A 20,156-nucleotide genomic window follows, 5' to 3' on the forward strand; every position below is an offset into this window, starting at 1 on the left:
TCCTTGAAGTCTGCCAGAGGAGACGCTTCGTGAAATTGACCGATATTGCCCGCCTGGCTGGCGTCTCGTTGACCACCGCCAGCTATGTGATCAATGGCCAGGCTGTCCAGCGCCGTATCAGCCCGGCCACCGTGCAACGGGTGCTGGAAGTGGTCGAGAAACACGACTACCGACCCAACCCCCAGGCCGCCGGACTGCGCCGCGGACAAAGCCGTTGCCTTGGTTTCATCCTGCCGGATCTGGAGAACCCCAGTTACGCGCGCCTGGCCAAACTGCTCGAACAACGCGCACGGGAAGCCGGCTACCAATTGCTGATCGCCAGCTCCGATGATCGCCCTGACAGTGAGCGGCAATTGCTCGAACTGTTCCGCTCACGCCGCTGCGATGCACTGATCGTCGCCAGTTGCCTGCCACAGGACGCACCGGAGTATCGTCAGCTACTCGCCTCCGGCACGCCCGTCATCGCGGTAGACCGCGCCCTCACGCCGGAACACCTGTATTCGGTGATCAGCGATGACCGCCAGGCTGGCGAACAATTGACCCGCAGCCTGCTGCAACCGGTACAACATCGAGCAGCATTGATTGGCGCACGCCCGGAGTTACCGATCAGTCAGGCGCGTGAGCAGGGCTTCCGTGACGCATTGGCGGGTTTCGATGGTGAGATAAATGTCAGCCATGGTGAGCAGTTCAGTCGCCAGTGGGGCTACCGGCAGATGGTCGCGTTGATGACTGAAGGCGAGTTACCTGACGTACTGGTAACCACTGCCTACGTGCTGCTCGAAGGCGTGCTCGATGCCCTCCAAGAACGCCCCGAAGCGGCTACCAAACGCTTACGGCTCGGCACCTTCGGTGATGCCCAGCTGCTGGATTTTCTGCCCATGCGCGTCAACGCCATCTCACAGCAACATGAGCAGATCGCTGAACGGGTCTTTCAGCGTCTGCTCGAGGCGCTCGAGGGCACCTATGCGCCTGGCCTGGATGCCATCGAGCGTAACTTGAAGGTCCGTTTCAACGGCTAGCGCCTTGACGCATTTGCTCGAGCAGCGGCGCACATTCGTTAGGCTCATCACCGCTGGGCACGACCAATGCGACCAGCGCGGCGGCAGGCGCCACCAAGGCGCCCAACGCCAGCATACCGGCACCGCGCAGCACCAAAGGACCGGCCTCCACGCCTGGGCGCGGGTTCTTGAAGGTCCCACGCACATAGAGCGGCGATCGCAATGAGAACACCCGGAAGCCCTTGGACTCTGGGGTAATGGTCAGGTCGAGCTGCTCGTTAGCGAAGTTCACCGTGCCGTCCATGCCGATCAAGGCATTTTCGGTATCGATGACCATCAGCTCCGGCTTCAACACCCCCTGTTTGATATTCAGGTTGGCGGCGGCGCAATTGATCTCCACCTCGTTATCACCGAACAGACGGCCGACCACGTAGTTGCCCACATTCAAACCGGCAATTTCCATCAGGTTGCGGCTGACCCGACCGTCGTTGATCAGCAGTTTGATCCGGCCGTTGGCGCTGCCCAGCAGGGTCGCCACCGAGTTGCCGGTACCGCTGATCGTCGCATCACCGTTCAACGCACCCAAACTGCTCTGCATCACTTCTACGCTGGGGAACAACTGGCGCAAGCGGAAATTGCGAGCACTTAGCTGGGCCTGGGCCTTGAGCGGAGTGCCGCGGCCATCCAGACGCAGGCTCGAATCGAGACGCCCTCCGGCTACGCCGAAGCGCAACGGTTCAAGGCTGAGTTGGCCTTCGTTGAGCACCACATGGGTGTACAGGTCGGTGAACGGCAAATCGTCGCTGTGCACGATACGCTTGCCGGTGAAACTGACGTCAGCATCCATGTCACGCCAGCGCTCGGTCTTGAATTCCTCGACCGGCAGTACCTTGTCGCTCGGCTGCGTACTGGCGGCGCCTCGCTGTTTTTTCTCGGTGTTCGAATCGGCACCGATCAGCGGGGCCAGGTCGGCGAAGCGCAGCTGGTTGGATACCAGCGCACCGGACAGTTTTGGCCGCGGCTCACGCGCCACGAATGTCAGGTCACCATGAATATCGCTGTCACCGATACGCCCATTGAACTTCTCATAGCGAAACAGCGGGCCATCCGGGTCCTGCAATTGAGCGATCAGTCGGCCATCGGTCGAGTAGGCTGGGGTGTCCGGCAGCGTCACGCCGGTCAATGGGTGCAGGTTGCCCAAGCTGGTGCCGGACAAGCGCAGGCGCAGATCCAGCGCACCCAGGTTCTTCGGGTCGGTCAGCGTGCCGGCAACCTGCACGCGGGTGGTGCCGGCGCGCACGTCGGCCTGCACCGGGAATGGCTGGCGAGCATCCTGCAACGCCAGCAAACCGCCAATGCGGCCATTACCACTGAGCGCCTGCCCTTTGTAGCGTCCCTTGGCTTGCCAGGCGAATGCGTAGTCTTGCGGTGTCACGGCGGTGTCATCGCCTGGCTGGCTAGCGGCTTTAGCAACGATTTCATTGAACGCGATGGGTTCGCCAAGTGGCTCGACCTGTAGGTTGACGCTGGCCGGCAACGTCTGGTCGTCGAAGCGCACCCGCGCCGTATCGAATCCGATGGTGCCGATGTCCATGACCCACGGCGACGCCGGCGCTTCCTCGGGTTGTTCCTGTTCGCCAAGATCCAGCGTCCAATTGTCCCGACCGTCAGCGAGTCGCTCCAACGCCGCATCGGCGCCAGTCAGCTGAATACGCGGGATCGACACGGTTTTCCACAGCAGCGGCAATGGTGAGAGGCTGGCCTCGACACGCTGCAGGCTGACGAAATGCTCGCCCTCTGCCCACTCCGGGTTGCCCAGACTGAGCTGCTCAGCTGATACGTGGGGCCAGGGAATCCAGGCGCGCAGACCGGGCTCATCGCGCTCGCGCTGCCAAGTCACGGCGAGGTTGCCTTCAATGGCGAAAGGACGGTTGAGCGCCTCGGATACGCGCGCGTTGATTGTCGGTTTGAGCAGGTTCCAGTCGAACAGCACCAGAAATAACATCAGCGCTGCGATCAATAACAACAGGCTGGCAAAACACCAACCTACTATCTTACGAAGACGCGTCATGCGGTCGCCCCTTGCTGTTGGCGATCCCCACAACCGCCTTGCCTAGAGATTCGACTGGCCAAGACCGATAATGACTCACCGAATCTTGCATCAGATATGTACACCGGCCCTCATTATCCAACTATCCGTCACCCTGGTAGCGCGCCATGAATCTGATCGACACCCACACCCATCTCGACTTTGAAGACTTCGACGCCGACCGCAGCGACGTTATCGGCCAGGCACGCGGGCGTGGTGTTCAGCGCATGGTGGTGCTGGGCGTCGCTCAGGACAATTGGCAGCGCGTGTGGGATCAGGTTCAGCAGCACGACGGCCTGTATGGCGCATTTGGCCTGCACCCGGTTTACCTCGACAAGCATATGCCGGACCACCTGCAGGCATTGCAAGGCTGGCTGGAACGCCTCCACGGCCATGCCAAGCTCTGCGCAATTGGCGAGTTTGGTCTCGATTACTACGTGGAAGAGTTAAACCGTGAGCGCCAGCAGACATTATTCGAAGCGCAACTGGCTCTCGCCGAGCGCTTCGAACTGCCGGTATTGCTGCACGTACGGCGCGCTCATGCGCCGGTGATCGCCACCTTGAAACGCTTCAAGCTGCAGCGCGCCGGAATCATCCATGCTTTCGCGGGCAGCTATGAGGAAGCCAGGGAATACCTCAAGCTAGGATTCAAGCTTGGCCTGGGCGGTGCGCCAACCTGGCCACAGGCCAAACGCCTGCGTCAGATCATTACCCGGTTGCCGCTGGAGGCGCTGGTGCTGGAGACCGACTCACCGGACATGGCGCCGGCCATGTACCCGAATGTGCGCAATAGCCCCGTTCACCTGCCTGACATTTGCAGCAACCTGGCGCAGTTACTGGACATTGCGCCAGAACGGCTGGCCGAGGCCAGCAGCCGGAACGCGATGGAGCTTTTCGGCTGGCGCAGCCTCTAGGCGAGCCTCAGGAAAACAGCGTCCACAAGGCGATAGCCGCGTACCAGAGGATCGCCGCGCGCACCAGCAATTGCCAGAGGCTGTCGAGGGTCGCGACACCCGCCTCACCGAGCGTCGGACCTGGTGTTTCGGCTGCGGCGCGGGCAGCGCCGGACGCCAGTTGCGCTGCGGAGATATCCCAGCTCAACGCCTCGTGAAGAAGTGCGCGGCTCACCGCAATGAAATTGCCGACCAGTGCAAAGCTGGCCGCCAGCACCCGCACTGGCAACCAGTCGAAGGCATGCCGCAGCTGCCCTGCCCGCTCACGCAGTGCATCGGCCTGCGAATGCTCGACGAGCAACGCCAGCAATCGATAGGCAAGCGCAGCCACCGGGCCAAGCAGGACATACCAGAAGATCACCGCAAAGAAGCTCTGGTAGGCCTGCCAGACCATGAACGTCTGCACGTTTGGCAACAAGGTAGCCTCACCTTCGCCATCCACGCCGAGATCACGCTGCGCTACCAGATAAGCCGCCTCACTGTCACCGCGCCGCCAGCTGTCGCGGAAGGGCCCCAGAGCGGCCAGCAGGTCGCCACGACCCAGGCTGTAGATCACCACCAGCAGATGCACCGGCAGCAACAGCCAGCCATAGGCCAACGGGGCCAGCAGCTTCAATAGCAGCGCAAGTAATACCAATGGGATGCCGACCAGCAAAACGATCGCCAGCCAGGGCGAATCGCTCGTCGTGCCGCTCCGCTGCAGACGCCCGAGCGCGCGCAGCCAGGGCTCATCCTGCTGAACACGCTGGCGCCAGGATGAGAACTTTTCAATCCACACCACCAACAGCAACACCAGGAAACTCATCATGCCTCCTTATCAGTCATCAATGCCGAGCGCAGCCGCGCCCAGTCGAATTCGGGCCCGGGATCGGTCTTGCGCTCGGGCGCGATATCGCTGTGCCCGCAGATGCGCTGGTTGGTAATCGCCGGATAGGCACGCTGCAGCGCACGGGTCAGTTCTATCAGGGCAGCGTACTGGGCGTCCGTGAACGGCAGGTGATCGGTGCCTTCGAGTTCGATTCCCAGGGAAAAGTCGTTACAGCTGTCTCTGCCCTCAAAGCAGGAAACACCTGCATGCCAGGCGCGATCCAGACAGGACACGAACTGAGTGACCGTGCCGTCACGCTCGATCAGGAAATGTGCCGACACCGTCATGCTGGCGATACCGGCGAAATACGGGTGAGCATCGGCCTGCAGGCAGTTACTGAAGAACGCCTGCACCTGCCCGGTACCGAACTGGCCAGGCGGCAAGCTGATGTTGTGAATCACCAGCAGGGATATTTCACCCAGCGGGCGCTCATTGAAATTGGGTGAAGGACAACGCTGAATCCCGTGATACCAGCCGTCGTCGAGTGACCTGTGCATAAGCGCTCCCGAACGAGCGCACACTCTAGGGGCTGATTGCATTTCAGCGCAAGCGGCGTGGCAGCGGCATTAACAGGTGGTCTGAAACGACTCGCGGCCCGATTAGGCCGCGAGGGAGTGACACCGAGCAATGGCAAGAGCCTAACGACTCATGCGCCCTTGAGGCGACGCAGATTGCCAATCACCGACTCTAACGCACGGTCGAACAGCAAGGCATCGTCCAGCAGGCGGATGGCATCGCGACGGAACTCGAGAGCCAGGCCTGTGCGAGTCTTTTCCAGCACCTTCATACCTGTGCGGTTAACGAAGATGAACTTGCCGGTCGGCTTGATGATGGCTGCAAGCTTGCAGCGCAGCTTGTGCTCTTCATCTTCCTGGAACTCGACCCAGCTCCCCACGCGCAGGGAATCGACCTGCTGCAGTGCTTCGTCGTCATCGGCCAGAACGGGCTCGTCTTCCTGGGCGCAGGCCTGACCAGGCGCCAGCAGGACAATCTGATCAACCACCTCGACCATCGCCGAGACGCTCTCTTCGTCTTCAGGTGGCAATTCCAACAGCGGCAATTCCAGCCCCAGGGAAGACAGCGCTGAGCGCTGAACCTCTTCGGAGTCGTTAGACGCAGAGCGCTCGCTGTCGAACTGGGCACGTTTGAAGCGCTGGAAGGCCTGAACGTGCAGCGCTTCCAGCTGGGCGAAAAATTCGCTGGTAGAGAACGGATCGAATGCCGCGCTGGTCATGCCTTCGCGTAACGCTTTCAGCAAGCCGGGCACCAGTTCGAGCAAGCGCAGGCGAGCTTCGGGGCTTTCCTGAGGTTCGACGCTCCAGATCAGCTCATCCATGGTCGCCAGCGAAGCCTGCCATTGCTCGGAGTCGGTGCCGTGCTTGAGGCAAGTCAGCATCATCACCTTGCTCCACGCTTCGCGCAGCAGACGCACCACTACTTCTGGCAGGGTCTTGCCGAGCAGGCGTTCGTTCAGCGCATGCTCAACTTCGCGGCGGGCAAGCTCCGCACGGGCACTGCCCTCTTCGGCATCCCGGGTGCGCTGCTCGAGCAGCTCACTACGCCGACGTTCGTCGCCGATAAAGGCAAGGAAGTCGGTCAACAGTTCGGAGAAGATCGCAGGATCATCGGTGAAGTCGTTGAGCAGCCGCTGCACCACCTGTTCGATCTTCTGATAAAGGCTGTCACGCTGGTTGTGATCATGATCACCCCAACCCAGTGCGGCCGTCGCAATCTCATTGAGCAGGCGACGCGCGGGGTGGCTTCCGCGGCTAAAGAAGGTTTTGTCGAGCACCGCGACCTTGAGCATCGGAATCTGCAGACGCGCGATCAGCGCCTTCAGCGAGTCGGGCAGGCTGCGGTCGTCGAGAATGAATTCGAACAGCATCGATACCAGGTTGATGACGTCTTCGTCGACCTCACCGACCACCCGCACGCGACCGCTCTTGACGCTGGCACGGGTTAGCAGATGCTCCAGCTGTGCGCGCAGATCAACATCCATCGGCGCTTGAATCGGCGCACGCTGTTGCATGTGCGACAGCAAGCGCATCAGGTCATTGGTGGAAATCGGCATGGCGTCTGCCGGCGCCTGGCGGCGCGAGGGCAGGCCATCGCGGCTCTGCGAAAGCAGTTCCTGCAACGCGCCGAACACTTCACGCACATCATCGTCCAGGTAAGCGGGCGAAGCGCGCTCCGCGCTATCTGCCTGCTCGTGACGATCGGGACGGGAATGGCTGGAACTGCGGCGCGGTGGCGCAGATTTCAACTCGGGCAACACCCCGGCTTCGACAAGCATTGCATTAGCGTCGCTGTACAGCTGCTCGAGTCCGCTGAGCACGTATTTCTCGAACAGCTTGAGGATGATCAGCTTGACCTTGATCTCGACGCCCAGACCGCTGCAAGAATCCAGGAACAGCTCGCTGAGCGAGACAGGGCCAAGCGGATTGGATTTATCATCGAGTTTCTTGCTGACCACGACGTTGAGCCGCGTGGTCAGGTGCGTCAGCGCGACATGATCACGGCTAAGCACCTTGGCGATCATCGAGTCCAGCGCGACGGTTTCTTCCAGCTCATCGTTCTGCACCAGAGACAGGCTGTCGAACGACACCGCGTCGAGCGTCGGCGGCTTACCGACTACATAGTGATTGAGGCTGGAAAAGGATTCGAAGACCTTCTGCAGGAAGCCACGCTCGATGCCCTTGCGCTTGAGACGCAAGTCGCGCATGGCTTCAAAGAAGGCGTTCTGTTCAGCGTTGCTGGTGGCACGGTCGGCCATGTCGAACAGGGTGTCGTCGGCATTATCGAACAACGCCTGCAGCGCCTGCTTGAGCTGATTGGCAGCCCGGTCCCGAACCTGAATCAGAGACGCGGGTAGCCTGCCGGCAGCGGAGTGAGCCGTATCAGAAACCATTTTGTTCAGATGCACTACGTTGGCATCGGTTTTCATCACGATCTCCTGCGCACGGCGCTGGCGGAGCAAGCTGTAACGGGGATGCGAACATCAGATTGGCGACCTCATGTCGCCAATACTTCCGTATTAAAACATTATAGGAATGCCGCAAGACTACAAAGCCGGATTTCCGCAAATATGACCAGCGTCACACGCGCGCGGAAAGCGGGCGTGTCAGGCTCCGGCATGTGACCAAAGGTTACCATCAGGGTTCATTTTTAGCCGATGAACGTAACAACCCTACCCACTGCCTCTATAATCGGCTCCCTCATCTATGGGAGGCCCCATGCCGAATCTAGTGCTTACTGAGCTCAGCGCCGAAATCGAGGCCAACGTCCGCCGCAGCCTGCGTGAGGATATTGGCAGTGGCGATATCACCGCACAGCTGATTCCCGAATCGCGCCTCGCCCATGCCACGGTGATTACCCGGGAAGATGCGGTGATCTGCGGTACCGCTTGGGTAGACGAGGTGTTCCGGCAATTGGACCCACGCGTGGCGGTGCATTGGCAAGTCCAGGATGGGCAGCGCGCAAGCCCAGATCAGGCGTTGTTCCACCTGGAAGGACCGGCGCGTGCGCTGCTGAGCGGGGAGCGCAGCGCCCTGAACTTCTTGCAGACCCTGTCGGCCGTGGCAACTCGCTGCCAACACTATGCGAATCTGGTGCACGGCACCGAGGTAAAGCTGCTCGATACCCGCAAAACTCTGCCCGGCCTGCGCCTGGCACAGAAATACGCCGTGACCCAGGGAAGCTGCCACAACCACCGGATCGGATTGTTCGATGCCTTCCTTATCAAGGAAAACCACATTGCTGCATGCGGCGGCATTGGCGCCGCAGTGAGCGCTGCGCAGCAAATCGCACCTGGCAAGCCGGTGGAAGTGGAAGTCGAAAGCCTTGACGAACTGGAGCAGGCGCTGACCGCGGGTGCCGATATCGTCATGCTCGACGAGTTGTCGCTGGATGATATGCGCCGCGCCGTGGCGATCACTGCCGGCCGCGCCAAGCTCGAGGCGTCGGGTGGGGTGAATGAAAGCACCTTGCGCAGCATCGCCGAGACGGGGGTGGACTACATTTCCATCGGCACCCTGACCAAGGATGTGAAGGCGGTGGACCTGTCGATGCGCCTGTCGCTGTAAGCAGCAGATGAAACAACAACGGCGCCTTAGGGCGCCGTTTTGTATTCAATCAATTAATCCACGTCGGGACTGACGACAAACCGCTTACGTTCGGGGAAAAACAGGCGTTCCAGCTCAGCGCCGGGATTTTCAGCGCGCATGAACGCTTCCCCCACCAGAAACGAATAGACGTTGCTGATTTCCATCAGCTCCACGTCCGCCCTGTTGAGGATACCGCTCTCGGTCACCACCAGACGATCACGGGGAATGCGCGGCAGCAGGTCCAGGGTGGTTTCCAGGCTGACCTCGAAGGTGTGCAGGTTACGGTTGTTCACACCGACCAGCGGCGTATCCAGCACGTTGAGGGCGCGTTCGAGTTCATCGCCGTCATGCACCTCAACCAGCACATCGAGATTGAACGCCTTGGCCGTGGCCGCCAGCTCGCCCATCTGTGCATCGGACAATGCCGAGACGATCAGCAGCACGCAATCGGCGCCCAATGCCCGCGCCTCGACGATCTGGTAAGGATCGATCATGAAATCCTTGCGAATCACTGGCAGCGAGCAGGCGCTGCGGCCTTCCTGCAGGTAGCGGTCGGCGCCCTGAAAAAAGTCGATGTCGGTAAGGATCGACAGGCAGGTTGCCCCGCCATCCTCGTAGCTTTGGGCGATTTCTGCCGGTACGAAGTTTTCGCGCAGCACACCCTTGCTCGGCGAAGCCTTCTTGATCTCGGCGATCACCGCCGGCTGCTTGCTCTTTGCCTTCTCGATCAGCGCGGCAGCAAAACCACGGGGCGCATCGGCCGCGCGCGCTTCGCGCTCGACTTCAGCCAGACTGACGACCGCGCGTCGGGCCGCGACTTCCTCGGCCTTGCGAGCGAGGATCTTCTCCAGAACGGTGGGAATGCTCACCCTTCATTCTCCTGTTTGAATACGGCGGTAAAGGACACCAGCTCTTCCATTTTCTCCCCGGCCAAGCCGGTGTGCAGCGCGTCGTGGGCGAGGCTCATGCCATCACGCAGGTTATCGGCATGGTCGGCGGCGTAGAGTGCTGCACCCGCATTGAGCACAATAATGTCCGCAGCTTTCTGGCCGACTTCGCTTTTGCGCCGGCCGAGGGCATCGCGGATCAGCTCCAGGGACTGCCCGGCACCCTCGACGGTGAGACCAATCAGGCTCTGGCTCTTGATGCCGAAGTCTTCAGGCTGGATGCGGTATTCACTGACCACGCCATTCTTCAGTTCGGCCACAAAGGTCGGCGCAGCCAGGCTGATCTCGTCGAGGCCATCCTGCGCATGTACCACCAGAACGTGCTCGCTACCGAGCCGCTGCAGCACTTCGGCCATCGGCCGGCACAGCGCCTGGCTGAACACGCCCACGACCTGATGCTTGGCGCCTGCCGGATTGGTCATCGGGCCCAACATATTGAACAGCGTACGCAGGCCGAGCTCACGGCGCGGGCCGATGGCATGCTTCATCGCGCCGTGATGCGACGGGGCGAACATGAAGCCAACGCCGACGGTCTCGACGCAGCGCGCCACCTGCACCGGCGTGAGGCCTAGATAAACGCCGGCCGCTTCAAGCAGGTCAGCGCTACCGCTCTTGCCCGACACCGCGCGGTTGCCGTGCTTGGCCACCTTGCCACCCGCCGCGGCGACCACGAAAGCAGCCGCGGTGGATACGTTGAAGATGTTCATGCCGTCGCCACCGGTACCGCAGGTATCGACCAGCCGCTCGGCAGCGATCTCGACCGGTGCCGCCAGTTCACGCATCACACTGGCGGCCCCGACGATTTCGTCGATGGTCTCGCTCTTCATGCGCATGCCCATGAGAAATGCGCCAATCTGCGCGTCAGTGCATTGCCCGGTCATGATCTCGCGCATCACTGCACGCATTTCCTCGGTGGAAAGGTCGAGCTGGGCAACGATGCGATTGAGGGCTTCCTTGATATTCATGCGCGCACGCCTCCAGTCTGCTTGAGGAAGTTGGCGAACAGTTCATGGCCCTGCTCGGTAAGAATCGACTCGGGGTGGAACTGCACGCCTTCGATGTTCAGGGTCTTGTGACGCAGGCCCATGATCTCGTCGACGGAGCCGTCTTCAGTACACGTCCAGGCGGTGATTTCCAGACAATCCGGCAGGGTATCGAGCTTGACCACCAGGGAGTGGTAACGGGTCACCGTCAGCGGGCGATTGAGGCCGGCGAATACGCCTTTGTCCTCATGAAAAACCGGGCTGGTTTTGCCGTGCATCACCTGACGGGCACGCACCACATCGCCGCCGTAGGCTTGGCCGATACTCTGGTGGCCCAGGCAGACGCCAAGAATTGGCAGCTTGCCGGCGAAGTGTTTGATGGCCTCGATGGAAACACCGGCTTCGGTCGGTGTACACGGGCCAGGAGACACGACGATGCGCTCGGGCTTGAGGGCCTCGATCTGCGCGATGGTCAGTTCGTCGTTGCGGATTACGTGAACGTCGGCACCCAGTTCGCCCAGGTACTGCACCACGTTGTAGGTAAAGGAGTCGTAGTTATCGATCATCAGCAGCATGTTGTAGTTAACCCTTTGATGTACTGCTCTTCAGCCAATCGCCTTGTTTTCAAAGCCCTCATTCGCACCGACCTGCGGGGAAGTCGGAAGCGTCACTGTGTGGGGCTGTGCAAGGCAGAGAGAATCGTCCGGCATAGCCGGAGAACAAAGATCAGGCGCGCCAACGCCAACGGGCGTGGGCTTTGATGACTCGCATCAGAAGGGTGCTGCTGGCATTCACGGGGAAGTCTCGCGTTTATCTGCCCGCACAGTAGCCCACAGCGCTATCGCGTGCAATATCACCCTGCCGGTTCGCAGGCCGATCAGCGGCCCTCGCGCCACCGACGTACGGTGCCTTGGCCACTGTAAAGTTCGGTGAGACGAAAAGGCGACTGCTGTACCCTGAGCGCTTTGCAATCGGAACGGCCAAAATGTCGACGATAAATTTTGGCCCCGACCTTCGCGCAGTGGCGAAGATCGAGGCGGTTCCGATGATTCTGCGCATGGTCAAGCACGTCACCGGCATGCGCTTTGCGGCAGTTGCCCGGGTGACGAACAAACAGTGGGTGACCTGCGCGGTCGATGATTCGATCGAGTTCGGCCTCGCGCCGGGTGATGAGCTCGCCCTCGAGACGACCATCTGCGACGAGATCCGTCAGCACCGCACGCCCGTCATCTTCGGGCATGCGAGTGAACACCCGGTGTTCTCCAAGCACCACACGCCCAAGCTGTATGGCCTGGAAAGCTACGTGTCGATCCCGATCGTGCGCGCCAACGGCGACTTCTTCGGCACGCTCTGTGCGATCGACCCCTCCCCGGCCGACCTCGATGTGGCCACGGTCACTGAAACGCTCACGCTGTTCGCGCAACTGATCGCGGCCAACCTGGACATGCAGGCATCCGTTGACCAGAGCCGTAGAGCACTGGAAGACGAGAAGGAAACCGGACACCTGCGCGAGCAACTGATCGCGGTGCTCGGCCACGACCTGCGCACACCGCTGAGTGCCATCCGCATGGGCGCCGACCTGCTGGAATCCAAGCTGGTGGAGCGCCCCGAGCGTCGCCTTGCCGTGGCGATTCAACGCAGTGCGAAAAGCATGGGTTCGCTGATCGAGAACATCCTCGACTTCGCCCGGGGCCGTCTGGGCGGCGGTATTCCGGTCGAGCCACGCATCGTGGACACTCTCCAGGCTGACCTTGAGCGCGTCATTGGCGAGATCGCTACCGCCCACCCGCTCGCCAGCATCGAGCACTCGGTGCAGGTGCCGCCACTCAACCGTTGCGACCCGGTACGCGTCTGCCAACTGCTGTCCAACCTGCTGGCCAACGCAGTCACCCATGGCCGTCGCGGCGCACCGATCAAGGTCATGATCAGCTGCGACGATTATCAGTTGGTGATCTCTGTCTGGAACCAGGGCATGCCGATCGAACCGGCACTGATGCCACGCCTGTTCCTACCGTATACCCGGTCGGAACTGGGCCAGCGCGAAGGACTGGGTCTGGGGCTGTATATCGCCTCGGAAATCGTCAAAGGCCACAAGGGCACCATTGCCGTCACATCCAGTGAAGCGGACGGCACCCGCTTCACTGCCACGCTACCGAGCGCAGCGCCTGATCAGCCGCAGGCGCTCATCGCACCGACCGAGCCCAGCACGCCGGACTCTCACCCCTAGCCGGGATCGTGACTGACCGCCTGCACATACGCCTGGCACATGCCTAGGGCGATGATGGCGCGGTCGCCGCGCTCGGCGATGCCGACAATTCGTTGAGCAGCACCTCTGTCAATGTCGGCTCGACCGCCGCCATCCACCAGGCATCCGGCGTGGGCGGCGGCAGGCAGTCGGCCGCGATGATGTGCGCCGGCGGCGTCTGGGTTGGCGAGAAGGACTGACAGCCGTAACTCAGCAGTAGCGAGACGGTCACGCAGACGGGCAGCAATCTGTTCGGCATCGGTGAGCTTCCTGTGCTGGTGTTGTGATGAAGCCTGCAGCTGATGTTCCAGCGTAAGGCGTTTTTCCTGCGCACGGCGGGCCTCGCCAATGGCGGCGTTCTGAGCCACCGCCAGGCTGTCGGCATGGCGCTTGTCGCGCACCGATATCTGCCGCTCAAGCTCCCGGCCCTGATCGGCCAGCTCCTCACCCAAGCGCCAGCCCTGGACAAGCCAGCCAACAGCTGCGGCGCTGAGCAGCGCCGTCACTGCCAGACTGCCGATGACCACCACGCGGTAATTGAGCGGGGTCAGTGGCAGGCCGTTCACGCCGCCGCCCGACCGCCGTACGCGGTATACATGGCCAGCAGATCGTCCGGGGCGCAGGTATCGACGCCGCGCTCGGCGTTATAGATACCCAACAGCGCGCGGAGTGGATGCTCGTTCTGACCATAGCCAGCGCCGGGCAGGCTGGCCCAGATTGGCGCAGCGGCAGCAATCGCCCGTTCGATATGGCCGGTTTTGATCGCGACAAGCGCAGCGCATTCATCCAGTAGTTTCACGGCAGCGAGATCCTGAGCCTGGGGCGTGAAACGCCCATGGAAGCCGTAAAGCCTGACGATGGCATCCCAGGTGCGGGCAAGAAATTGGTAGCGCCCGGCTGCCGAGGACTGAATACCGTAGCGCGGCAAGGCGATCAGTCTTCGCGGGTGCGCGCTGTAGTCGGTGAAGAGCGTTCCTCCCACCAGTACGTTGTAGCCGTCGTCGCTGTGGGTGACGGTCGAGGTGCCTTCGCTCCAGGCGAGCATGTCGAGAAAGGCGAGTACGTTGGTGCCACCCGCCTGGGTAGCAGTAAGACGTGCCATGAGGGATTCTCCGGAATGGAATGGCCCGCCGAAGCGGGCCATACGGGTGGGTTAGCGGGGCCCGTAGGCCGTGGTGGTATTGCCAATGCGGGCCATCAGCGACCGCGTGTTGGGCTTCAGCGTGCCGTCGTTACGGTCCATGCCGTTGGGGTCGTCGTCGGCATCACCCGGCCCGGCGAGCCACTGGAAGCGCAGCATGTGGTTGTCGTCGAAGTACTTGTGCAGCTCGGTGAAATAGGTGCGCATGCCCGGCACGTGATCCGGCCCGCCGTATTCACCGGCGATGCCGCGCTTGCCGTTGGCCTTGAGCCAGTTGATGAAGGGATGCCAGTCAGCCACCCGGTCCCGGTAAGTGATCGATTCGCTCGCCTGGGTCCACTTGCCGCCGCCCTGCCCCGCCTTGTCTGGGTACTGGTGCGCCTCGTAGAGCAGCCGGCCTCCAGGGTCCTGAAGATTCTTGAGCATGTCGGAGCGGCGCGGCCATTCCAGGGCCGAGCTGAATGCATTGCCCGCCACGGTGATGAAGTGCCGAGGATCGACCGTGCGAACCGCAGTGATGAGGCCCTGCACGTTGCTGCTCCACAGTGCTTCGACGTTGACGCCGCCGTCAGGCACGCTGCCCATGTTGTGGGGCTCATTCATCAGCCCGTAGCCGAACAGCCCCGGCTCATCGCGGAACTCGCGGGCGATGGCCGCCCAGATGCGCCCCAGCAGCCCGTAGTTGACCGGGCAATCGGCCGCGCCGATCGCCGTCCACAGGGCGAAGCCTCCACCCCAGGCCTGCACCACTCGACCGCTTACCGGGCCATTGGCCCGCACGTACCAGCGACAATAGTTGTGCATGTCGAGCAGCGAGAAACCGCCCCAACTGTGCACATGGCGGATGGCGCGGCGAATCTCCTCGACATAGCCTTGGCGCAGCGTAAAACCGCCTGCACCGTCGAGAATCACCATGCGCTCACCCGCGAATGGCAACCGAACCGCGAAGGGCTTGCCGCCAATGCCACCCGCGTAGGACTTGATGTAGTCCGGCTGGTGGCCACGGGGAGCGATGGTGCGGTAATGGGTGTCCAACCGCGCAGTGGTGATGGGGTCGACATACGGGTTGTTGCCCAACCCTGCCGCGTTGAAGCCGATCAGCGGGAATTCGCCGGCAGCGGCCATTTGGTCAAAGGTTTTGATAGCCATGGGTGTTTCCTCCAGACATGAAAAAGCCCGCACGATGGCGGGCCAGGTTTTTTCCAGCGGCACGGGTGCGCCGCTGGACGGGTTCGGAAATCAGTACGTGCGAATCGGGTAAACGGTCGAGTTATTCCTCCCCGCCTTTCGGCGCTTTGTTGCGCGGCGCATCGGCACGCCGGCGAATTGCCGCGAGCATCAGCGTGACCACCAGGCCGGCACCAGCGAAGCCGGCGGGCCCTGGGTAGGCGAACGGGTGAATGCCGTAGAACTGGAAGTCGGTAATCGCCGGGGCACACAGATAGCCCATCACCGCCGACGTCATAAAAAACGCCAGGCGATTCCAGGTAGGCAGCTCTTGTGTGGTGGTGAAATACACCAACGCTCCGCATAACGCCCCCAGCGCTGCTTCGCGGTCGATGGCCGCGAGCAGCGCTGAGAGGTTGGCGCCAAGCATGCTTAGCAGCGCGCTGCTGCTGAACTCGTTCATTGTTGTTGTCCTCCCCGCGGCCCCGTGACCGCGACGAAATTAGGGTTACCCCGCCCCCTGAAACGACAAAGCCCCGCACGGTGGCGGGGCTTTGCTAACGGAGGGTCGGTTTGTTGCAGCGCGCCTTTAGAGCACGCAATCAGCAGAACGCTGTCGCAAGGCTGGCTGACTGCTCGCCCACCTCGTTGACGTTGATGACTTTATATCTGCCGATTCTCACGGTCACAAGAGACCGGGAGCCATCAGCGGAAACGCACCGAGAAACAGCGGAAACGATCGGGGTTGAAGCATCACCTGGGCAATTGAACGGGCACAGTAACGTGCTGGGCGCAGCGACGACTCCTTTCGGGGCAAGCACATGAACAGAGCATGAGCCAACATTGCGGCTGGCTGCCGCTGGCAATCGGTAGCGTGCAGAACTGAGGCATATGGAATTAAAAAGCGCGCTCAGGCGGCGCGCTTCAGGAGCTGGAGTTGGATGGCCTTGTGGGCCTGACTCAGCCTTCGATAGTACTGGGCGCGGCTGCAGCCACAGGCCGCCCACTTCTGTGACGGCGAGGTCGAGTGGCCACAATATTGCTCGATGACTACCTGCCTTTGCTCGGGCGCCAAGTGCTTATCGACGATCCATTCGATCTCCGCAGATCTGTCGAGCAGCACACGGCTGCCGCGAGCTCCGCGAATCAATACGCCCTGTGATGCCATCAGCGAGGCAATCACATTGCCGCCCAGCCCCAAGGCAGGATCGTTAGCCCCGCGTTCGTCAGCCCAACGCTCTAATGCTTCATCAATATAGGTAATCATGCTGCCCCTCCCCGCCGCCCTAAGACGGCGTCATTGCTGGTGGCGCCTTCAATGCTGTAACGCGCCGAGTTGATGACAGGCGCCACCGCCCGGTGATCGCCTAAAAGAAAAATAATCACGATACGTGTTTTATTCAAGGCACGAGTTGCGCTATAAATATTTCACAACGTGATTAACGGAGAACCGACATGGAAACCCTTGGGCAACGCATCAAGCACCTGCGCAAAAGCCGGGGCCTCAGCCAGCAGGCACTGGCCGAAGCGTGCGGCTGGTCGTCCCAGTCGCGTATCGGCAATTACGAAAGTGATCTGCGCGAGCCCAGCCTGGCGGATCTGCTGCTGCTGGCTCCTGCGCTTGGCGTGAGCATCGCCGAACTCGCCGGCAGCGAGGCGCTGCCAGTGGCGACGGACACCCTGGATGTGGGCCACGCCCGCGGCGGAGCAGTGCCCGTGGTGGGTCATGCGCAGCTGGGTACTCAAGGCTATTTCGAGGAAATCGATTTCCCTGTCGGCCACGGAGACGGCTACCTGCGCATCCACAGCGATGACCCCAATGCCTACGGCTTGCGGGTCAGCGGAGACAGCATGCACCCGCGGATCAAGAACGGCGAATACGTACTGATAGAGCCGAACAAGCCCTTCCACGCAGGCGACGAGGTGATGGTTCGCACGCTGGATGGCCAGGCGATGATCAAGGAATTCATCTACCTGCGTGACGGCATGTACCGCTTCGATAGCGTCAACCAGAATCACCCACCGATTCACATCCCCCAGGGCGAAGTCAGCAAGGTTCACCTGGTCGGCGGCATCCTCAAGTCGTCGCGCTTCGCCGAAGAATGATCACCAGTCCCATCAACTCGATCGAGCGTACTTACCCATACCGAGCCCCTATCATGACCACTCAGCCTGAGCAGCCACTGCCGCTCCAGACGCTGGAGCTCCTTTTCCGCACCCACGGCGACGTGCTGGTGCCCATCGACCGGGTGCGCGCGGTGTATTTTCGTCACCTGAGCCCCGACAACTTTATCCGCGCCATTGCCTCCGGGCGACTGAACCTGCCGGTGACCACCCTGGACAGCAGCGCGAAAGCGCCGAAGTTCATCGAGTTGCATCACCTGGCGACCTACATCGACAGCTGCGCAACGGCCGCCAACGGCGCCGGGGCGCTATGCGCCGAAGAGCGCAGCACCTACGCGGTGGACTGACTCTCAGGCGCCGCGCCGCGCATAGGCCGCGAGGATGGTGCGCTCGGACTGCACCAAGTAGGCATCAAGGGCCTTGGCTGCCTCGTCCGGGCGCCCGGTCTCCAGGTGTTGAAGGATCGCCGCATTCATGTCGATGTACGGCGCATGCAGGAACTCAGCGTCGTTGAGCAGCCCGAATACCAGGCGCAATTCAGCGGACAAATGCCCGTAAAAGGTATTCAACCGCTGGCTGTCGGCCAGCTCGACGATAGCGGCATGGAACGCCATGTTGGCAGTACCCACCGCTCCCCATTCGGGCACCTCGGCGCTGCGTTTGGCGGCGGCAACGGCCTCGCGCATGCGCTTGACCGCTGGATGCTTGGGATACGCCTGGGCCAGCGCCTGGCACTCGACGAAACGGCGCGCACGGTAGATCTCGATAATCGACGCCATGTCGGGCACCGACACGAACACGCCGCGGTTGGGCTCGTGCTTGAGTAACCCTTCCTGAGTCAGCACGCGAAAGGCCTCGCGAAGGGTATTGCGGGAGATAGCCAGGCTCTCGCTAAGCGCCGCCTCGGACAGCCGCTGTCCGGGCACCAGCTCGCCATCGACCAGCTTGCGGCGGATCTCCGCGGTCACGGTTTCACCGAGAGTTCGCGGATTGTCAGGTAGTTGTTTATTCATCAGTGTTTCACCAGGTACTAGCCGCGCTCCACACAGACACATGAGAGCCATAGAGCACCGATGGTCACCGAGCGGAACGCTTCAGGCAAGCGAATGCAGTGTCACCTGCCGCACCAGAAGCAATCACAACTGGGTAATGAGGTAACAAAATGGTGCGCTTCAACCACCAATACATTATTGATTGTTGAACAATATATGCGCCTAGAATCAACAAATGAGGCAATTTGGTCTGATCTGGCATGCCGATTGCCTTATCCATGTAGCACGTTACCCAGCCATCAGGAGTGTTCCATGCAAGCCCAGACCACCGGCGAATTCGCCCGATCACGTCGTTCCTCCTTGCTCGCGGCCATCTTCCTGATGGCGACTTCGGCCATTGGCCCGGGCTTCATTACGCAAACCGCTACCTTTACCGCCAACATGGGCGCGGCATTCGCGTTCGGCATCCTGGCGTCGATCCTTATCGACTTCGTGGTGCAACTGAACGTATGGCGCATCGTCACCCTGACACGCATGCGCGCTTCCGATATCGCCAACGCGGCAATTCCTGGCAGCGGCTATCTGCTCGCCGTACTGGTGATCTTCGGCGGTCTGGTGTTCAACGTGGGCAATATTGCCGGTGCCGGATTGGGCCTCAATGCCTTGATGGGGCTCGATACCAAATGGGGCGGCGGCCTGAGTGCCCTGCTGGCCATCGGCATCTTCATGTCGCACCGTGCCGGCGTCGCCATCGACCGCCTGATCGTGGTGCTCGGCGTGCTGATGATCGTGCTGACGCTGTTCGTGGCCTTCGCGTCCAACCCGCCATTGGGTGAGGCGCTGCGCCAAACCGTACTGCCGGATGAAATCAACTTCGCCACCATCACCACCATCGTCGGTGGCACGGTGGGCGGCTACATCACCTATGCAGGCGCTCACCGTCTGCTCGATCGCGGCCTGGTCGGCAAGGAGCATGTCGGCGAAGTTACTCGTGCGGCCCTTAGCGGCATCGCGGTAACGGGCGTGATGCGCTACGTGCTGTTCCTGGCAATTCTCGGTGTGGTTGCCAGTGGCGTGGTCATCGACACGTCGGGCCAAGGTGCAAACCCGGCGGCCCAGGCATTCCAGGCTGCCGCGGGCGACCTCGGCCTGCGCACCTTCGGCCTGGTGCTCTGGTGCGCGGCGATTACCAGCGTGATCGGCGCGGCCTACACCTCGATGTCGTTCATCACTACCTTCAAGCCCGGTATCGGCGAACGCGGCCGCAACCTGGCCACCGTAGGGTTCATTGCCGTGTCCATGAGCGTCTACCTGGCGCTCGGCACGGCGCCTGCGGCCCTGCTGCTGTTTGCCGGTGGTTTTAACGGCCTGATCCTGCCCATCGGCCTGACCATTTTCATCTACGTGGGCTGGCGCCGCTCCGACCTTATGGGTGATTACCACTATCCACGCTGGCTGCTGGTTGTCGGGGCTATCACCTGCATCCTGACCTGGTACATGGCCATCAAGTCGGTTGGCCCTATCCTGGCCTTCGTGAATCTCTAGG

The 20,156-nt window shown here is 61.5% G+C and carries 20 protein-coding genes; 7 read left to right on the forward strand and 13 right to left on the reverse strand.

The window, feature by feature from the left end; translation table 11 throughout:
- Positions 1-29: 29 nt before the first annotated feature.
- Positions 30-1,019 (forward strand): catabolite repressor/activator, encoded by a 990-nt coding sequence (gene cra, locus BLS60_RS07785; RefSeq protein ID WP_092366616.1) that lies wholly within the window; start codon positions 30-32, stop codon positions 1,017-1,019.
- Here cra and BLS60_RS07790 read toward each other — a convergent pair.
- On the reverse strand, positions 1,009-3,069 hold the full coding sequence (locus BLS60_RS07790; protein ID WP_092366619.1) for an AsmA family protein: 2,061 nt from the start codon (positions 3,067-3,069) through the stop codon (positions 1,009-1,011). The two genes, cra and BLS60_RS07790, sit on opposite strands and share 11 nt — an antisense overlap.
- Before the next feature lie 146 nt (positions 3,070-3,215).
- Between BLS60_RS07790 and BLS60_RS07795 the strand changes: the two genes are divergently transcribed.
- Positions 3,216-4,001 carry a TatD family hydrolase gene (locus tag BLS60_RS07795; protein ID WP_092366622.1) on the forward strand — a complete coding sequence of 262 codons (786 nt, stop codon included), beginning with the start codon at positions 3,216-3,218 and terminating at the stop codon, positions 3,999-4,001.
- A gap of 7 nt (positions 4,002-4,008) precedes the next feature.
- Here the strand turns inward: BLS60_RS07795 and ampE are convergent, their stop codons facing one another.
- The 3 genes from ampE to BLS60_RS07810 all read right to left on the reverse strand — a co-directional run bounded on the left by ampE (position 4,009) and on the right by BLS60_RS07810 (position 7,852).
- Positions 4,009-4,845, reverse strand: a complete 837-nt coding sequence (ampE, locus tag BLS60_RS07800) for a regulatory signaling modulator protein AmpE (protein WP_092366625.1) — start codon at positions 4,843-4,845, stop codon at positions 4,009-4,011.
- Positions 4,845-5,405 carry a 1,6-anhydro-N-acetylmuramyl-L-alanine amidase AmpD gene (ampD, locus tag BLS60_RS07805; RefSeq protein ID WP_070880045.1) on the reverse strand — a complete coding sequence of 187 codons (561 nt, stop codon included), beginning with the start codon at positions 5,403-5,405 and terminating at the stop codon, positions 4,845-4,847. Before ampD ends, ampE begins: the two co-directional genes overlap by 1 nt.
- A 149-nt stretch (positions 5,406-5,554) precedes the next feature.
- Positions 5,555-7,852, reverse strand: coding sequence for a DUF1631 domain-containing protein (locus BLS60_RS07810; protein WP_092366628.1), 2,298 nt, complete (start codon positions 7,850-7,852; stop codon positions 5,555-5,557).
- A 289-nt stretch (positions 7,853-8,141) separates the two neighbouring features.
- Here BLS60_RS07810 and nadC point away from each other — a divergent pair, with 289 nt between their 5' ends.
- Positions 8,142-8,990: a carboxylating nicotinate-nucleotide diphosphorylase gene (gene nadC / locus BLS60_RS07815; RefSeq protein ID WP_070880047.1), complete on the forward strand. Its 849-nt coding sequence runs from the start codon at positions 8,142-8,144 to the stop codon at positions 8,988-8,990.
- A 53-nt stretch (positions 8,991-9,043) separates the two neighbouring features.
- Here the strand turns inward: nadC and trpC are convergent, their stop codons facing one another.
- From trpC to BLS60_RS07830, 3 genes are read right to left on the reverse strand one after another with little or no spacing between them, the layout of a single operon-like run.
- On the reverse strand, positions 9,044-9,880 hold the full coding sequence (trpC, locus tag BLS60_RS07820; RefSeq protein ID WP_092366631.1) for an indole-3-glycerol phosphate synthase TrpC: 837 nt from the start codon (positions 9,878-9,880) through the stop codon (positions 9,044-9,046).
- Positions 9,877-10,923 carry an anthranilate phosphoribosyltransferase gene (gene trpD, locus BLS60_RS07825; RefSeq protein ID WP_070880049.1) on the reverse strand — a complete coding sequence of 349 codons (1,047 nt, stop codon included), beginning with the start codon at positions 10,921-10,923 and terminating at the stop codon, positions 9,877-9,879. Before trpD ends, trpC begins: the two co-directional genes overlap by 4 nt.
- Positions 10,920-11,516 carry an aminodeoxychorismate/anthranilate synthase component II gene (locus tag BLS60_RS07830; RefSeq protein WP_092366635.1) on the reverse strand — a complete coding sequence of 199 codons (597 nt, stop codon included), beginning with the start codon at positions 11,514-11,516 and terminating at the stop codon, positions 10,920-10,922. The genes trpD and BLS60_RS07830 overlap by 4 nt, the downstream gene beginning before the upstream one ends.
- Positions 11,517-11,926: 410 nt before the next feature.
- On the opposite strand from BLS60_RS07830, the gene BLS60_RS07835 reads away from it, so the two are divergent.
- The gene (locus BLS60_RS07835) at positions 11,927-13,168 is read left to right on the forward strand and encodes a GAF domain-containing sensor histidine kinase (RefSeq protein ID WP_092366638.1); all 1,242 of its coding nucleotides are present in this window, start codon (positions 11,927-11,929) and stop codon (positions 13,166-13,168) included.
- Here BLS60_RS07835 and BLS60_RS21465 read toward each other — a convergent pair.
- The 5 genes from BLS60_RS21465 to BLS60_RS07860 form a co-directional block, all read right to left on the reverse strand.
- The gene (locus tag BLS60_RS21465) at positions 13,165-13,752 is read right to left on the reverse strand and encodes a lysis protein (protein ID WP_167357659.1); all 588 of its coding nucleotides are present in this window, start codon (positions 13,750-13,752) and stop codon (positions 13,165-13,167) included. The genes BLS60_RS07835 and BLS60_RS21465 overlap by 4 nt on opposite strands.
- Positions 13,749-14,288, reverse strand: a complete 540-nt coding sequence (locus BLS60_RS07845) for a glycoside hydrolase family 24 protein (protein ID WP_092366644.1) — start codon at positions 14,286-14,288, stop codon at positions 13,749-13,751. Before BLS60_RS07845 ends, BLS60_RS21465 begins: the two co-directional genes overlap by 4 nt.
- 51 nt (positions 14,289-14,339) lie before the next feature.
- Positions 14,340-15,476 (reverse strand): glycoside hydrolase family 5 protein, encoded by a 1,137-nt coding sequence (locus BLS60_RS07850; protein ID WP_092366646.1) that lies wholly within the window; start codon positions 15,474-15,476, stop codon positions 14,340-14,342.
- A gap of 121 nt (positions 15,477-15,597) precedes the next feature.
- The gene (locus BLS60_RS07855) at positions 15,598-15,957 is read right to left on the reverse strand and encodes a putative holin (protein WP_070880054.1); all 360 of its coding nucleotides are present in this window, start codon (positions 15,955-15,957) and stop codon (positions 15,598-15,600) included.
- Positions 15,958-16,404: 447 nt separating this feature from the next.
- Entirely contained in the window at positions 16,405-16,761 is a 357-nt protein-coding gene (locus BLS60_RS07860; RefSeq protein WP_092366651.1) for a PA0613 family protein, read from the reverse strand.
- A 188-nt stretch (positions 16,762-16,949) separates the two neighbouring features.
- Here BLS60_RS07860 and BLS60_RS07865 point away from each other — a divergent pair, with 188 nt between their 5' ends.
- Both BLS60_RS07865 and BLS60_RS07870 read left to right on the forward strand, forming a co-directional pair.
- A complete protein-coding gene (locus BLS60_RS07865; protein WP_092366654.1) occupies positions 16,950-17,600 on the forward strand; it encodes an XRE family transcriptional regulator in 651 nt (216 codons plus the stop codon).
- A gap of 53 nt (positions 17,601-17,653) precedes the next feature.
- Entirely contained in the window at positions 17,654-17,965 is a 312-nt protein-coding gene (locus tag BLS60_RS07870) for a pyocin activator PrtN family protein (protein WP_092366657.1), read from the forward strand.
- A gap of 3 nt (positions 17,966-17,968) precedes the next feature.
- On the opposite strand, the gene BLS60_RS07875 is transcribed toward BLS60_RS07870, so the two are convergent.
- A complete protein-coding gene (locus tag BLS60_RS07875) occupies positions 17,969-18,631 on the reverse strand; it encodes a GntR family transcriptional regulator (RefSeq protein ID WP_092366660.1) in 663 nt (220 codons plus the stop codon).
- 291 nt (positions 18,632-18,922) lie between these two features.
- Here BLS60_RS07875 and BLS60_RS07880 point away from each other — a divergent pair, with 291 nt between their 5' ends.
- The gene (locus BLS60_RS07880; RefSeq protein WP_070880059.1) at positions 18,923-20,155 is read left to right on the forward strand and encodes an NRAMP family divalent metal transporter; all 1,233 of its coding nucleotides are present in this window, start codon (positions 18,923-18,925) and stop codon (positions 20,153-20,155) included.
- Position 20,156: the final 1 nt, after the last annotated feature.

The sequence above is a fragment of the Phytopseudomonas seleniipraecipitans genome (assembly GCF_900102335.1).
Classification (GTDB): Bacteria; Pseudomonadota; Gammaproteobacteria; order Pseudomonadales; family Pseudomonadaceae; genus Aquipseudomonas; species Aquipseudomonas seleniipraecipitans.

What these genes read in the sequence shown, in the direction of transcription:
- BLS60_RS07880 (WP_070880059.1), top strand. Translation starts at nt 18,923, where the DNA reads ATGCAAGCCCAGACCACCGGCGAATTCGCCCGATCACGTCGTTCCTCC.
- BLS60_RS07870 (WP_092366657.1), top strand. Translation starts at nt 17,654, where the DNA reads ATGACCACTCAGCCTGAGCAGCCACTGCCGCTCCAGACGCTGGAGCTC.
- BLS60_RS07860 (WP_092366651.1), bottom strand. Translation starts at nt 16,761, where the DNA reads ATGATTACCTATATTGATGAAGCATTAGAGCGTTGGGCTGACGAACGC.
- BLS60_RS07855 (WP_070880054.1), bottom strand. Translation starts at nt 15,957, where the DNA reads ATGAACGAGTTCAGCAGCAGCGCGCTGCTAAGCATGCTTGGCGCCAAC.
- BLS60_RS07845 (WP_092366644.1), bottom strand. Translation starts at nt 14,288, where the DNA reads ATGGCACGTCTTACTGCTACCCAGGCGGGTGGCACCAACGTACTCGCC.
- ampE (WP_092366625.1), bottom strand. Translation starts at nt 4,845, where the DNA reads ATGAGTTTCCTGGTGTTGCTGTTGGTGGTGTGGATTGAAAAGTTCTCA.
- BLS60_RS07790 (WP_092366619.1), bottom strand. Translation starts at nt 3,069, where the DNA reads ATGACGCGTCTTCGTAAGATAGTAGGTTGGTGTTTTGCCAGCCTGTTG.
- BLS60_RS07875 (WP_092366660.1), bottom strand. Translation starts at nt 18,631, where the DNA reads ATGAATAAACAACTACCTGACAATCCGCGAACTCTCGGTGAAACCGTG.
- BLS60_RS07835 (WP_092366638.1), top strand. Translation starts at nt 11,927, where the DNA reads ATGTCGACGATAAATTTTGGCCCCGACCTTCGCGCAGTGGCGAAGATC.
- BLS60_RS07865 (WP_092366654.1), top strand. Translation starts at nt 16,950, where the DNA reads ATGGAAACCCTTGGGCAACGCATCAAGCACCTGCGCAAAAGCCGGGGC.
- BLS60_RS07810 (WP_092366628.1), bottom strand. Translation starts at nt 7,852, where the DNA reads ATGAAAACCGATGCCAACGTAGTGCATCTGAACAAAATGGTTTCTGAT.
- BLS60_RS07795 (WP_092366622.1), top strand. Translation starts at nt 3,216, where the DNA reads ATGAATCTGATCGACACCCACACCCATCTCGACTTTGAAGACTTCGAC.
- BLS60_RS07830 (WP_092366635.1), bottom strand. Translation starts at nt 11,516, where the DNA reads ATGCTGCTGATGATCGATAACTACGACTCCTTTACCTACAACGTGGTG.
- ampD (WP_070880045.1), bottom strand. Translation starts at nt 5,405, where the DNA reads ATGCACAGGTCACTCGACGACGGCTGGTATCACGGGATTCAGCGTTGT.
- trpD (WP_070880049.1), bottom strand. Translation starts at nt 10,923, where the DNA reads ATGAATATCAAGGAAGCCCTCAATCGCATCGTTGCCCAGCTCGACCTT.
- BLS60_RS07850 (WP_092366646.1), bottom strand. Translation starts at nt 15,476, where the DNA reads ATGGCTATCAAAACCTTTGACCAAATGGCCGCTGCCGGCGAATTCCCG.
- nadC (WP_070880047.1), top strand. Translation starts at nt 8,142, where the DNA reads ATGCCGAATCTAGTGCTTACTGAGCTCAGCGCCGAAATCGAGGCCAAC.